This window comes from Yoonia sp. (assembly GCF_965660735.1).
GTDB lineage: Bacteria > Pseudomonadota > Alphaproteobacteria > Rhodobacterales > Rhodobacteraceae > Yoonia.
Genome location: NZ_CBFIBD010000014.1, coordinates 1 through 12,674 on the forward strand (window position 1 = coordinate 1; position 12,674 = coordinate 12,674).

15 protein-coding genes are annotated in these 12,674 nt (G+C 59.0%); 8 read left to right on the plus strand and 7 right to left on the minus strand.

From position 1 onward, the window contains the following. The first annotated feature begins 235 nt into the window (after positions 1–235). Both ACTG4B_RS07285 and ACTG4B_RS07290 read left to right on the plus strand, forming a co-directional pair. On the plus strand, positions 236–568 hold the full coding sequence (locus ACTG4B_RS07285; protein ID WP_439155032.1) for a hypothetical protein: 333 nt from the start codon (positions 236–238) through the stop codon (positions 566–568). A 50-nt stretch (positions 569–618) separates the two neighbouring features. Continuing rightward, positions 619–1,757 (plus strand): IS3 family transposase gene (locus ACTG4B_RS07290; RefSeq protein ID WP_439155033.1). Its coding sequence is split into 2 segments (ribosomal slippage): positions 619–882 and positions 885–1,757, totalling 1,137 coding nucleotides; the frame shifts between segments, so codons are not numbered across the junction. Positions 1,758–2,234: 477 nt separating this feature from the next. Here ACTG4B_RS07290 and ACTG4B_RS07295 read toward each other — a convergent pair. Further along, positions 2,235–2,444 carry a cold-shock protein gene (locus tag ACTG4B_RS07295; RefSeq protein ID WP_439155034.1) on the minus strand — a complete coding sequence of 70 codons (210 nt, stop codon included), beginning with the start codon at positions 2,442–2,444 and terminating at the stop codon, positions 2,235–2,237. 138 nt (positions 2,445–2,582) lie between these two features. On the opposite strand from ACTG4B_RS07295, the gene ACTG4B_RS07300 reads away from it, so the two are divergent. Both ACTG4B_RS07300 and ACTG4B_RS07305 read left to right on the plus strand, forming a co-directional pair. After that, the gene (locus ACTG4B_RS07300) at positions 2,583–2,912 is read left to right on the plus strand and encodes an arsenate reductase family protein (RefSeq protein WP_439155035.1); all 330 of its coding nucleotides are present in this window, start codon (positions 2,583–2,585) and stop codon (positions 2,910–2,912) included. Between the two features lie 44 nt (positions 2,913–2,956). Then, the gene (locus tag ACTG4B_RS07305) at positions 2,957–3,325 is read left to right on the plus strand and encodes a hypothetical protein (protein WP_439155036.1); all 369 of its coding nucleotides are present in this window, start codon (positions 2,957–2,959) and stop codon (positions 3,323–3,325) included. Here the strand turns inward: ACTG4B_RS07305 and ACTG4B_RS07310 are convergent. From ACTG4B_RS07310 to thrS, 5 genes are all read right to left on the minus strand, one after another. Continuing rightward, positions 3,309–3,857 (minus strand): DoxX family membrane protein, encoded by a 549-nt coding sequence (locus tag ACTG4B_RS07310; protein WP_439155087.1) that lies wholly within the window; start codon positions 3,855–3,857, stop codon positions 3,309–3,311. The two genes, ACTG4B_RS07305 and ACTG4B_RS07310, sit on opposite strands and share 17 nt — an antisense overlap. A gap of 19 nt (positions 3,858–3,876) precedes the next feature. Next, on the minus strand, positions 3,877–4,611 hold the full coding sequence (locus ACTG4B_RS07315) for an HvfC/BufC N-terminal domain-containing protein (protein WP_439155037.1): 735 nt from the start codon (positions 4,609–4,611) through the stop codon (positions 3,877–3,879). Then, entirely contained in the window at positions 4,608–5,456 is an 849-nt protein-coding gene (bufB, locus tag ACTG4B_RS07320) for an MNIO family bufferin maturase (protein ID WP_439155038.1), read from the minus strand. Before bufB ends, ACTG4B_RS07315 begins: the two co-directional genes overlap by 4 nt. 60 nt (positions 5,457–5,516) lie before the next feature. After that, positions 5,517–5,819, minus strand: a complete 303-nt coding sequence (locus ACTG4B_RS07325; protein ID WP_439155039.1) for a BufA1 family periplasmic bufferin-type metallophore — start codon at positions 5,817–5,819, stop codon at positions 5,517–5,519. A 237-nt stretch (positions 5,820–6,056) separates the two neighbouring features. After that, positions 6,057–8,003, minus strand: coding sequence for a threonine--tRNA ligase (gene thrS, locus ACTG4B_RS07330; RefSeq protein ID WP_439155040.1), 1,947 nt, complete (start codon positions 8,001–8,003; stop codon positions 6,057–6,059). 205 nt (positions 8,004–8,208) lie between these two features. Between thrS and ACTG4B_RS07335 the strand changes: the two genes are divergently transcribed. From ACTG4B_RS07335 to ACTG4B_RS07350, 4 genes are all read left to right on the plus strand, one after another. Beyond that, positions 8,209–8,454 carry a hypothetical protein gene (locus tag ACTG4B_RS07335; RefSeq protein ID WP_439155041.1) on the plus strand — a complete coding sequence of 82 codons (246 nt, stop codon included), beginning with the start codon at positions 8,209–8,211 and terminating at the stop codon, positions 8,452–8,454. 112 nt (positions 8,455–8,566) lie between these two features. Beyond that, positions 8,567–9,841, plus strand: coding sequence for an MFS transporter (locus ACTG4B_RS07340; RefSeq protein WP_439155042.1), 1,275 nt, complete (start codon positions 8,567–8,569; stop codon positions 9,839–9,841). Next, on the plus strand, positions 9,834–10,574 hold the full coding sequence (locus tag ACTG4B_RS07345; RefSeq protein WP_439155043.1) for an alpha/beta hydrolase: 741 nt from the start codon (positions 9,834–9,836) through the stop codon (positions 10,572–10,574). Before ACTG4B_RS07340 ends, ACTG4B_RS07345 begins: the two co-directional genes overlap by 8 nt. Before the next feature lie 289 nt (positions 10,575–10,863). Then, the gene (locus ACTG4B_RS07350) at positions 10,864–11,580 is read left to right on the plus strand and encodes an alpha/beta fold hydrolase (RefSeq protein WP_439155044.1); all 717 of its coding nucleotides are present in this window, start codon (positions 10,864–10,866) and stop codon (positions 11,578–11,580) included. 5 nt (positions 11,581–11,585) lie between these two features. Here the strand turns inward: ACTG4B_RS07350 and phaZ are convergent. Beyond that, positions 11,586–12,674: polyhydroxyalkanoate depolymerase (phaZ, locus tag ACTG4B_RS07355; RefSeq protein WP_439155045.1), on the minus strand; the 1,089-nt coding region annotated here is incomplete at its 5' end.

Genomic DNA, 12,674 nt, shown 5'->3' on the forward strand with positions numbered 1-12,674 from the left:
TTGCAGGTCGTGGAAGTAGATGGAAATGGATATTTCTCGGGCTCGCATACAGAAAAGTGGGAAACTGGTGCTTCAGATTTGTGATATTTCTCCCAGTTTTTAATACAACAGCTGAGGGATGATTGAATTGACCTTCAGATCGATAGCATGGTCCGGACAGCGCCTTGTGGGGACTCTTCTAGTCAAAACATTCATAGTTTGTACGAAGCTACTAAACGAGCAGGGTAACTGATTGATGCGCAAGTGTAATTACCAGGAACTCTACCAGAATAATCTAACACGTCAGCAGCGCCTTTTTTATGAACAGATATCGCTTGATCCAAGACTCATTCCTGTCGATGGGCTGATGCGCGACCGATATGGGATCACCATTTGTGAAATGTCTCGGATACTGGGCATGACGGAGCCGGAATGTCGTGCCGCGATCCAAGATCTTCTTGATCTTGGCGGGCAAGTCGAAGCCTTGAAATGCAAAAAAGCCGGCCTGTATTTTTTCCGGCTAGATGGTTATATCTTGAGACGACGTCTTGATGAGAGGTGGTTCCAGAAATCTGAACAGTCGGGATAAGTGGATTTTCTGCGCAACAGCGGCATGATGCTGCGAGCAAGGAGAAGACCATGGCAAGACGACCACGCCGGAATCACAGCCCGGCATTCAAGGCGAAAGTGGCAGTAGCCGCGATCAAGGGCGAGAAAACCTTGATCGAGCTGGCGCAGGATTTTGACGTTCATCCGAACCAGATCAAGCAGTGGCGCGACCAGTTGCTTGAAGGTGCGACCGAGGTGTTTGGGGAAGCCCCAAAGGCAACCTCAGAACCGGTGATCGATGTGAAGACCCTGCATGCGAAGATCGGAGAGCTGACGCTGGAGAATGATTTTTTGTCCGGCGCGCTCGGCAAGGCGGGTCTGTTGTCGAGCGCAAAAAAATGATCGATCCCACCGCCAAGCTGAGCGTCAGCCGCCAAGCGATCATGCTGGGGATCAGCCGGGGCAGTGTCTACTACAAGCCCCGCCCGGTGTCGGACGCCAATCTGAAGCTGATGCACCGGATCGATAAGCTGCATATAGAATTCCCGTTCGCGGGCAGCCGGATGCTGCAGGGACTGCTGGTTCAGGAAGGGTTCAAGGTCGGGCGGTTGCACGTTGCCACGCTGATGAAACGCATGGGCATTGAGGCGCTCTACCGCAAGCCGAACACCTCCAAACCGGCACTGGGGCACAAGATTTATCCCTATCTGCTCCGGAAGCTGCCCATCACCCGGCCCAATCAGGTCTGGGCGATGGACATCACCTATATCCCGATGGCACGCGGGTTCATCTACCTTGCTGCCGTGCTGGACTGGTTCACACGGCGTGTCTTGGCTTGGCGGGTATCGATCACGCTGGAGGCTGATTTTTGCATAGAAGCTGTGGAGGAGGCGTTGGCAAAACACGGCACGCCCGAGATCTTCAACACGGATCAGGGCAGCCAGTTCACCTCGACCGACTTCATCAAAGTGCTGGCAGCCAACGAGATCAAGATCAGCATGGATGGCAAGGGGGCTTGGCGAGACAATGTCTTCATCGAACGCCTCTGGCGGAGCATCAAATACGAGGAGGTCTACCTGCGGGCCTATGCCAGCGTGTCCGACGCCCGCGCCGGGATCGGCCGGTATCTGATCTTCTACAACACCCGCCGACCGCATTCATCACTTGACGGCAGAACCCCCGATCAGGCCTACTTCAACCAGCCGATGCCCGAAGCGGTAGCGGCGTAACCAAGGCGGGAAACCACTTAGAAAACGCCCGGAACCTGTTCAAACAAACCGAACCACTTCTCATGCACTCGCTGACTTCAACTCGCACGGGGTGAGCCAGAGAAAGAAAAAGGCAAGACGATTAGCTGCAAAGGCCGCTAGATCTGGTATGAGATTTCAACCTTAGCGAGGACTATTTTGTCAAGAATGTTGGGTCCGCTTTTGGCGAAAGTGTTCATTCAAAGTGACATGAAGGGTAGCTTGGGGCCGAAAGTGGTACCCACGCACTAAAAAGGAAAAGCCCGCACGGTGAGGTGCGGGCTTCCAAGTTCGGCGCAGACTATTTTTCTGCGGATATCTCTATACCCCCCCCCATGGGGAGGGCGCTTTGCACCCACCCCGAGGTTCGCGTGTTTCATTGATGTTTTACCGAACACTGGCAACCTGTCTGGCCGACGATCCCGCGCTGTGCGGCCTTTCTGTGGTGCAAATGACGCGTCAGCCCGCCTTGCCCAGATTGCCCGCCATCTTGCGCCCGTCGCGCCCTTCGATCAGATCAAATGTCACTTTCTGGTCGTCGGCCAACCCGGTCAGCCCCGATTGTTCCACCGCGGAAATATGCACGAACACATCCGACCCGCCGTCGTCTGGGGCGATAAACCCATAGCCCTTGGTTGTATTGAACCATTTTACGGTGCCTGAGGGCATCTGTCTTCTCCTTCTTGGTGGTCAGTTCACAGGGGGTGCACCCCCTGTTCCTCCACAGTTATTTGTTTTAGATAAAACGCAAATGACACGTCGTCGCAGTTGCGTGATTGGGCGGCTGTTGCACAAAAGGTGGGCAAAATGCGCTTTTTTGGTCTGAAATCCTGCGATACGTGCCGCAAGGCGCTCAAGTCTTTGCAGGCCGCCGGGCACGCGCCAACGGTGATCGACGTGCGCGCCGATGGTGTGTCTGATGCTGATCGTGCGCAGATCGTCGCGCGTTTTGGCGATGCCGCGATAAACCGTGCGTCAACCACGTGGCGCGGGTTGACCGATGATGAAAAGGCCGGCGATCCCGCCACTCTGCTGGCCGCCCATCCCACGCTGATGAAACGGCCCGTCATTGCAAACGGCGACGTCTGGACAATCGGCTGGAAGCCGAATGTGCAGGCTGTTTACCTTGGCAATTAAGCTGCGGCATCATAAGTGAAAACGAACAAACAAGGAGAGACCCGATGCGCAACGCCGCCATGACCCTTGGCCTGATTGCAGGCCTGATTGGTATTCTTGTCGGGTTGTTCGGCTATGGTTACGCCGAACTGTCCGAACGCCGCGCCGAGGTCGGCGAGATTTTTGGCGTGTTTGAAAACCCCGGATTCATCCGCTTTGCTAGTTTCATCGCGCCGCTTCTGGCGATTGCCGGCGGGGCCATGGCCAAGGCGCGCGCACTATGGGGCGGGGTGTTGATGCTGATCGCGGCGGCCTGTTTTTATACCGCTTTCGGGTTCAACGTGGCCACGATGTTCCCGATCGGTTTCGCCGCACTGGGCGGATTACTGGCCATCGGGGCCGGTAAACCAGATGAGCCTAAGGCGCATTTTTGAAAATTGCCCGGTCCGCTGACAGCGCGCCTGCGCCCTTGAACACAAGCACCGTCAGGCAAAAGACCCAGAACGCGCGCTGATCAAGGATCAGCGCATCGGGCATCCGGTCGAACCACGCCCCCAGCGTGCCGTCATGGGCAAGCCCGCCGTGACCGAAAAGATCGGTCAGCGACTGCACCACGATAAATCCGATCATGCCAACGGCGGCCAGCCGCGTCAGCAGCCCGACGACGACCAGCAACGGAAGAATGAATTCCGCCGCCGTCCCGCCCACGACCACGGCCCAGTGAAAGAAGGTCAGCTGCGAAGTGTCATAGCCTGCCGCCTCCATCGCGCGGGGGAAGATCTGGACATAGGCCCCGGACGACGGAAAGAGAAAACCCAGCGGACCGTCGCCCAGTTTGGTCATCCCCGAGGCCCAGAAATACGGCAACAGCACGCCCGCAAAGACCAGCCGCGCCAAAAGCGGCAGCGCCTGATCGCCCGCGCGGTCGATCTGTTTGGCAAGCGGGGCGAGGGGAGAGATGACCATCGTCATGTGATCGGGCCTTTCAGGTGATATCGGTGATGGCCTCTTGGGCCAGAAGGATGCCAAGCGCGGCACCAAGATCAAGATCGTCGCCCGCTGTCGTCATCGCCCGGCCCAGGGTTTGCCCCTGCGCCAACGCAGCGATACACGCGGCAGTCGCCGCATTGATCAGGTTCAGGGCTGGGTCGAATCCGGGCCGCGTGATCAGTACGGCCTCGGGGCGCATTGCGGGTTTGGGGGCATCGGCCGCGGTATTGGCACGGTAAATTGCGTGGATCGGGTAATCTGACGTCATGACGTGCGTCGCGGGGGCCAACGCCAGACGCACATCCATCAGCGCATCCGGGGTCAAGGCCGCCAATGCCTGCGCATCAATCGGCGTGGCATCCGCGGCGTGATAGGCATGGCGCATGGCCAGTTCCAGTGCGGCGATGTCAGGCAGGTAGGGCAGGGTTTTCGCGGGTGCAAACCGGCGCAGAAAATCGGGCATCGCGTCACCATAGAACATCATCAGGGGTGATTTGGGCGGGTGTTTGCGCAGGTAAACGCCTGCCATCGCGCGAAAAAATGCGTCACCGACCAGTTTGCGAACCACAGGAAAGGCGGTTTCCAGCGCGTCAGACAGGCCGACGGCGACATTGTTGCGATAAACATCGAACCGTTTGGTCGCGGGGGTGCCATCGGGATTTTGCACCCCTTGTGGCACATCCGACTGTGGGTCCAGCACGCGCGCGATAAATGTGCCCGCATCTGTCATTGCAAGGCCAGCGCGGTTTCGGCCCGGGCGGCCTCGGCGGCCAGAACGGGCCATGCCGGAACATCGGTGTCCCATTCGATCAGCACGGGCTTTGGCCCGGATCTGGCAAGCGTATCATCCAGCAGCGCCCAGACCGGATCAACAACGGCTTTGCCGTGGCTGTCGATCAGCAGGGGCGCGCCGGTTTCGTCGGCGTCCTCGTCGTGGCCGCCAAGATGGATTTCGCCCACGGCATCAAGCGGGAAATCCGCGATGTAGTCCTGCGGGGCCGTTTTCAGGTTGGTGGCGCTGACAAAGACGTTGTTCACATCCAGCAACAAGCCGCAGCCAGTACGGGCCACAAGTTCGCGCAGAAAAACCGTTTCGGACATGCTCGATTGCGCAAAGGAAAGATAGCTGGACGGATTTTCGAGCAGCATCTGCCGGCCCAGCACATCCTGCACCTGATCGATATGCGATGCGACACGCGCCAGCGTGGCCTCGTTATAGGGCAGCGGAAGCAGATCGTTGAAAAAATGACTGTCATGAGTGGACCAGGCCAGATGTTCGGAAAAACTCGCGGGGTTCAGCCAGGTCATCAGATGTTTCAGCCGGGCCAGATGGTCGGTATCCAGATCGGCCCCGCCGCCTATGGACAAACCAACTCCATGGACCGAGATGGGGAAGCGTTCGGCCAGTTGGCGCAATTGTGCAATCGGCCTGCCCCCGTCGCCCATGTAGTTTTCCGCATGAATTTCCAGCCAGCCGACAGGGCCGGGATCTGCGATGATGTCATTGTAGTGCTGGGGCTTGTAGCCAACGCCGGGACGTGGCGGCAGCATTGCGTGGCGCGCGGCATCAAACATGTCGGACCTCTTGCAGGGGTGGCGCAGGATGGGGTTGCCCCACCCTGCGTTGTGTGCGGGTTATGCGGGCAGATCGCGATCCAGCGCTTCCAGCGCGCCCATCCGCGGGGTGCCGTCGGCCATTGTGGGCAATTCCATGCTTTCGCATGTGCCTTCTGGCACCAACGTCCAGGCGTTACCCTGATAATCGACGCTTGATGTGCCCGCACATGTGGTGCCGGGCCCGGCCGCGCAGTCGTTTTCACCGGCCAGCGAGACGCCGAAACATTTTACTTCGCCCGCAGCGGAAGCGGTGGTGGACAGGCCAGCGATCGCGGTTGCGACGGCACTGGCAAGGACAAGGGTTTTTGTAGCGTTGGACATAAGAAATAATCCTTTGGTTCGGTTGGGTTGCAGGTTCACCGTTGACCGGCGATGTGCAAAACCTACCCCTTGCCGGTGATCATCATCCATTCACAGGCCCGTGCATCGCGCGCCTGTGAGGTGATGTGAAACTGGAAAAAGACTGTGACACCCTGTCGCACAAGGAGAATTCTTGAAAATGAAAAACCCGCCGCAGGCAACTGCGACGGGTTTGTTACAGGTTCCTGCACTGGAATGTTACAACAGATCCGGCGGTGTCGCGCTTTTTGACAGTTCGCTCACGATCTCATCGAAAGATGTTACAGTCGTCCGGTTCTCGCCCAAGCGGCGGGCGGTCACGGTGCGTTCCGCGACTTCGCGCGCACCTAGGGCCAGAATGACAGGCACCTTGCCGACGGAATGTTCGCGGACCTTGTAGTTGATCTTTTCGTTGCGCGTATCAGCCTCGGCGCGGACACCGGCGGCCTTGAGTGCGGCGACAACCTCGTTCACGTATTCATCCGCATCCGAGATGATGGCGGCCACGACAACCTGCCGCGGCGCCAGCCAGAACGGCAGCTTGCCTGCATGTTCTTCGATCAGTATGCCGATGAACCGCTCGAAAGATCCCAGCGTGGCACGGTGCAGCATGACGGGCCGGTGCTTGCTGCCATCGACGCCGACATAGTTGGCGTCCAGTCGTTCGGGCAGCACGAAATCCACTTGATGCGTGCCGCACTGCCAGTCACGCCCGATTGCGTCGGTCAACACGAATTCCAGTTTCGGACCATAAAACGCGCCTTCACCGGGGTTGAGTTCGGGTTCGATCCCTGCGGCACGTGTCGCCGCCAGAAGCGCTGCTTCGGCCTTGTCCCAGACTTCGTCGGACCCTGCGCGCGTGTCGGGACGGTCCGAGAATTTTACGCTAAAATTCTCGAACCCGAGGTCTTTGTAGATTGCGCTGAGAAACCGGATAAATTCCGCTGTTTCACTTTCAATCTGGTCCTCACGGCAAAAGATATGCCCGTCATCCTGCGTAAAGCCACGCACCCGCATGATCCCGTGCAGCGCGCCCGATGGTTCATAGCGGTTGCACGATCCGAATTCGGCCATGCGCAGCGGCAGGTCGCGATAGGATTTCAGCCCCTGATTGAAGATCTGCACATGACAGGGGCAGTTCATCGGTTTCAGCGCATTGACAGCTTTTTCGCGGGCGTGTTCCTCGTCTACCTCGACGATGAACATGTGGTCCTGGTATTTTTCCCAGTGACCGGATGCTTCCCACAGCTTGCGGTCCACGACTTGCGGTGTGTTCACCTCGACATAGCCGCCTTTGCGCTGCTTGCGGCGCATGTAGTCCTGCAATTCGGTGTAGACCGTCCAGCCGTTAGGGTGCCAGAAGACCTGACCGGGGGCCTCTTCCTGCATGTGGAACAGGTCCATTTCGCGGCCGAGTTTGCGGTGGTCACGCTTGGCGGCTTCTTCCAGCATGTGCAGGTGCGCGCGCAGGTCTTCCTTGATGCGAAAGGCTACGCCGTAGATGCGTTGCAGCATCGGGCGGTTGCTGTCGCCGCGCCAATAGGCACCCGCGATGTTCATCAACTTGAAGGCATCTGCGGGCACTTGCCCCGTGTTCTGCAAATGCGGGCCACGGCACAAATCCTGCCAGTCGCCGTGCCAATACATGCGCAGTGGTTCATCGCCGGGGATACTGTCGATCAGTTCGACCTTATAGGGTTCGCCCCGGTCATGGTAATACTGGATCGCCTTTTTGCGTTCCCAAATCTCGGTCCGGACTTCATCACGCTTGTTGATGATTTCCTTCATCTTCTTTTCGATCAGCCCCAGATCTTCGGGCGTGAAAGGTTCGGCGCGATCAAAATCGTAATACCAGCCGTCCTTGATCACGGGGCCGATTGTGACCTGGGTGTCGGGCCAGATTTCCTGCACGGCGCGCGCCATGATATGCGCAAGGTCGTGGCGGACCAGTTCCAACGCCGGGGCGTCGTCCTTCATGGTGTTGATTGCGATCGCGCTATCAGCCTTGATCGGCCATTGCAGGTCCCAATGGGTCCCGTTTACGGTCGCGCTGATCGCCTTTTTGCGCAGGCTGGGGGAAATATCGGCGGCCACATCGGCTGCGGTCACGCCCGTATCATAGCTGCGCACATTGCCATCGGGGAAAGTCAGGGAAATCTGGGCCATATCTGGCTCCTCGTCGGTTTGGCGCCCACGGAACGCCCGGTTGCGGGTTATGTGTCGGCGTTAAATGCCCCTGCGCGCCCGGATGGTCAAGTGGGCTGTGTCAGGGGCGTGAATTGTATGCACAGATATACGTTGACTGCGACGTATCGGGTGGTAAACACGACATATGTTTCCGATTGGAAACGCAATATGTTGGGGGTATGACATGCCAAGCTACAACCGGAAATTCGATCTTTCTGTCGAGGACATTGACCTGATTGAAGAATCCCTGCGTGCCCGCGGCCGCGAGTTGAGCCGGATGCGCCTTGCCCTGTCCGAGGAAAACCCCGCCCATCTGGAATCGATCCGCGTGATCGAGGACGATCAGCGCACCGGCGAGGAATTGCTGGGCCGTTTACACGACCAGAAGATTTTTTATCGCCCCCGCACATCCGTTTACGTCAGCGGTTAAAGACAGGCTTCGATCAGGTCTGTCCGGTCTGGTTGCGCACGCGCGGCGTTCCGTTTCGTGACATTTTGGCGTGGCCCGATATGTTCTGTGCAGAACAGCAAAGGGGCGCGTTTTGACGAAAGACGTCACAGATCAGGTTTTTGATGCGGTCACAGCGGACAGCGGCATGGACAGTGGCCTGTCGGACAAGGCCGAAGCCGCCGAACCGGGCAATTTTTTTCGTCATATCCTGTCCCTTAGCGCCAGCAAAGTTGCCGACGGGCTGATCGACCCCAAGCTGGTCCTGAGTTGGATTCTCAGCGCGCTGGGCGCAGGCCCGTTCTGGACGGGGTTGCTGGTGCCGGTGCGTGAATCCGGTGCGCTGCTGCCGCAACTTTTTATCACTCCCCATATCGCCCGAACGATGATCCGGAAATGGTTCTGGGCCGGTGGTGCCCTTGTGCAAGGGCTGATGGCGGCAGGAATCGCATTGACCGCGCTGACACTGGATGGCGGGCAGGCGGGGTTTGTCATCGTGGTCCTGCTGGGGGTGCTTGCGCTGGCGCGGTCGGTCTGTTCGGCCAGCTACAAGGATATTCTGGGCAAGACCGTGGGTAAATCGCGGCGCGGCACAGCGACTGGATTTGCCAGTTCAGTGGCGGCGGTGGGGGTGATCGCGTTTGCGGGGTTGCTGTTGTTGAACGTGGGCGATCGCTTTGTGCTGGTTGTTGCCGCTCTTGGACTGGCTGCCGGTCTTTGGATTGGATCGGCGGCGGTTTTCGCTACCCTGCGCGAGCGTCCATCAGACCCCACTGATGTGACAGGACAAGCCGCGCAATTCAGTCTTTTGCGTGAAAACCCGCAACTGACGCGCTTTATCATCACGCGCAGCCTGCTGGTGGGAACCGCGCTGGCGCCGCCCTATCTGATCCTGTTGCAACCTGACAGCACGTTCGGGCAGCTGGGCGCGCTGGTCCTGGCCTCTGCTGTGGCGTCGCTGGTGTCATCTTATGTCTGGGGGCGCCTTTCCGATCTGTCGTCGCGGCGCGTGCTGCAACGCGCAGGGCTGGCGGGTGGCGTTGCATTGGTGTTGGTGCTGCTGGCCGATCTGTTCGGGCTGTCTGGTGTTGCAGGTGTGATCCCGGTGCTGCTTTTCGGTCTGATGATCGCCTATCAGGGTGTGCGCCAAGGCCGGACCACACATCTGGTCGATATGGCCGGACCCGACGAACGCGCGCATTTCACGGCGCTGTCCAACACCATTGTGGGGATCGTCCTGCTGGTGGCGGGGGCCGCCTTTGCCGCGATTGCCGCGATCAGCGTGCCCATGGTGATTGGCCTTTTTGCGGCGATGTGTTTTGCTGCCGCCATCGTCGCAACAGGGCTGCAAGAGGTGCAACATGGCTGACACATTCATCACCCCCCAAGGTCGTCGGATTGCCTTTCACCTGACCGATGGGACGGGTCCGGCAGTGGTGTTTCTGGGCGGGTTCAAATCCGACATGCAGGGCACCAAGGCGGTCTATCTGGAAAACTGGGCGCGCGCGCAGGGTCGGGCGTTCTTGCGGTTCGACTATTCCGGCCATGGCGAAAGCGGGGGCGCTTTTGCGGACGGCGCGATCGGCGACTGGTACGAAGACGCCTGCGCGGCACTGGGCCTGGTCGCGGGGCCTGTTGTGCTGGTCGGGTCGTCGATGGGTGGCTGGATTTCGCTGCTTGTGGCCCGCGCCATGCCCGACCGGGTCGCAGGTCTGATCACCATCGCCGCCGCCCCCGATTTCACCGAAGACAGCATGTGGGCGGGGTTTTCCGACGCACAGAAGGCCGCGCTGGAAAGCCAAGGGCAGTTGGCTTTGCCTTCCGAATACGGCGACCCCTACATCATCACCAAGCGTCTGATTTCAGAGGGACGAAGCCGTCTGGTGTTGCAGGATGCGCTGCCGCTTCCGTTTCCGGTGCGGTTCCTGCAAGGCACTGCGGATGCAGATGTGGATATGTCTGTTGCTCTGCGCCTGCTTGATCACGCCACGGGGCCGGATATGCGCCTGACGCTGGTAAAGGGGGCCGATCACCGGTTTTCCGATGCCACCTGCCTTACGCTTATCACGGACGCGGTCGCAGAAGTGCTGCACCTGACATGATGTTTCACCTTGGCGGTTTGCGCGGGTCTGCCTGACTGGCCACATGGCACTAAAGTGTGCTGGTTCTGGCTGCGATCCCCGATGGTGCACAGTTAGGCGAGATCACGCAAGATCCGTGCAAACGGTCTGCGAGGACGGGCTGGCGCATGGGGTTGGCTGGTAAGCACCGGCGAAACCTTGCTTGGCTGGCCCTTGACCCGCCCAACCCTGACTTGCACGGTCGTGCGGTAAGGGGCACAGTGCTGCAAAACAAGGCGAGAGTTGCGCATGACATCAAGATCCCGACGCCATGCCAAGTGAAACGCTGGTCATGATCCCGCCCGCGCTGTGCGATGCGCGTGTCTTTGCAGATCAGATCCGAGATTTATCGCATGACCACGCAGTGACATTCGCGCCCACCCACAAGGGCGAACGGATGGAAGAAATCGCATCACAGATTCTGACATGGGCACCGGCAAAATTCGCGGTGGCCGGGATGGGTATGGGCGGCATGGTCGCCATGGAGATACTGCGGCGCGCCTCTGATCGGATCACGCGGATCGCCCTTATCAGCACCAGCCCTCAGGCCGACACCCCCGAGGCTGCAGCCGCGCGCGAGGCACATATCATTGCAGCACAGTCCGGTCGCATGGCCGATGTCCTGCAGCATGAAATCAATTCTACGTGGATGGCGCCGGGGGCGGACAAGGTCGAAATCGTGCGCTTGCTCCAGGATATGGGGGCTGTCCTGGGACCGGATGCATTTGTCAGGCAATCCCGCGCCTTGCAGCGCCGCCGCGAACAACAAGCGACGTTGCACACGATCAAACAGCCGGCAATGGTGCTTGCGGGGCGTTTCGATGGGCAGTTCCCGCTAAAGAGGCAGGAATTCATGGCAGAGATGATTCCCTATGCCACGTTAGAGGTTATTGAAAACGCAGGATATATGCCCACGTGCGAGTCACCTGATGCGGTCACGGACGCGCTACGGCGCTGGATGAAAGCGCCGCTCGTGCTCCGCCACTAGCGGTGTCAGGCAGCTTGCTCGTTCTTGTTGGCAGGCTTCTTGGCCTGATCCGCGTTGGCGTCGATGAAAGCCAGCACCAACGGGCGAATATTGTTGCGCCAGCTGCGGCCCGCAAAAATACCGTAATGCCCTGCACCCGGTTCCAGATGTGACGCCTTCTTTTCATCGGGCAAGCCCGTCAAAAGGGGCAGGGCCGCAAGACACTGGCCGGGGGCGGAAATATCATCATCCTCGCCTTCAACGATCTTGACGGCGACTGTCGTGATCTTGCCGATATCGACCTTGTGACCATCCACGGTGAAATCGTTGCGTGCGATATCGCGCCCCTTGAAGACACGTTCGACAGTCGAAAGGTAGAATTCCGCCGTCATGTCCATGACGGCTAGATATTCGTCATAAAATGCATTGTGGCGGTCGTGATCGCCAGCTTCGTCCTTGGCGACCTTGATGATCTGGTCCCGAAACGCGTTTGCGTGGGTTTCGGCGTTCATCGAGATAAACGACGCCAGTTGCAGCAGCCCCGGATAGACCATCCGGCCAACACCGCCATATTTGAATCCGACACGCTGGATCATTGTCTGTTCCAACTGTCCCATTGTCACGGACCGGCCGAAATCGGTCACCTCCGTATGGTTCGCTTCGGGGTCGACGGGACCACCGATCAGGGTCAGCGAGCGGGGCTGCGCAGTTGGATCCTGTTCGGCCAGATAGGCCGTAGCGGCCAGCGTCAGCGGCACGGGCTGGCATACGGCGATCACATGTAGATCGGAACCAAGTTCGCGCATGAAATCAACCAGATAAAGGGTGTAATCCTCGACGTCGAACTTGCCCGCACTGACGGGAATTTCGCGCGCGTTGTGCCAGTCGGTAATATAGACGTCACAATCGGGCAGTAAGCTGATCACGGTCTTGCGCAGCAGGGTGGCATAATGGCCCGACATTGGCGCGACCAGCAGAACCCGGCGCTTGCTGGGTTTGCGGCCGGGGGTGGTGAAATGGATCAGATCGCCAAACGGGCGGGTGACGACGGTTTCGATAACGACAGGGTGGTCGCGGCCTTTTTCACAGGTCACAGGCGGCAGGTTCCAGTCCGG

Coding starts and splice junctions, on each gene's coding strand:
- bufB (WP_439155038.1), bottom strand. CDS start 5,456: ATGTTTGATGCCGCGCGCCACGCAATGCTGCCGCCACGTCCCGGCGTT.
- ACTG4B_RS07310 (WP_439155087.1), bottom strand. CDS start 3,857: ATGGTCATCTCTCCCCTCGCCCCGCTTGCCAAACAGATCGACCGCGCG.
- ACTG4B_RS07300 (WP_439155035.1), top strand. CDS start 2,583: ATGCGCTTTTTTGGTCTGAAATCCTGCGATACGTGCCGCAAGGCGCTC.
- ACTG4B_RS07295 (WP_439155034.1), bottom strand. CDS start 2,444: ATGCCCTCAGGCACCGTAAAATGGTTCAATACAACCAAGGGCTATGGG.
- thrS (WP_439155040.1), bottom strand. CDS start 8,003: ATGGCCCAGATTTCCCTGACTTTCCCCGATGGCAATGTGCGCAGCTAT.
- ACTG4B_RS07285 (WP_439155032.1), top strand. CDS start 236: ATGCGCAAGTGTAATTACCAGGAACTCTACCAGAATAATCTAACACGT.
- ACTG4B_RS07350 (WP_439155044.1), top strand. CDS start 10,864: ATGCCAAGTGAAACGCTGGTCATGATCCCGCCCGCGCTGTGCGATGCG.
- ACTG4B_RS07325 (WP_439155039.1), bottom strand. CDS start 5,819: ATGTCCAACGCTACAAAAACCCTTGTCCTTGCCAGTGCCGTCGCAACC.
- ACTG4B_RS07315 (WP_439155037.1), bottom strand. CDS start 4,611: ATGACAGATGCGGGCACATTTATCGCGCGCGTGCTGGACCCACAGTCG.
- ACTG4B_RS07305 (WP_439155036.1), top strand. CDS start 2,957: ATGCGCAACGCCGCCATGACCCTTGGCCTGATTGCAGGCCTGATTGGT.
- ACTG4B_RS07345 (WP_439155043.1), top strand. CDS start 9,834: ATGGCTGACACATTCATCACCCCCCAAGGTCGTCGGATTGCCTTTCAC.
- ACTG4B_RS07335 (WP_439155041.1), top strand. CDS start 8,209: ATGCCAAGCTACAACCGGAAATTCGATCTTTCTGTCGAGGACATTGAC.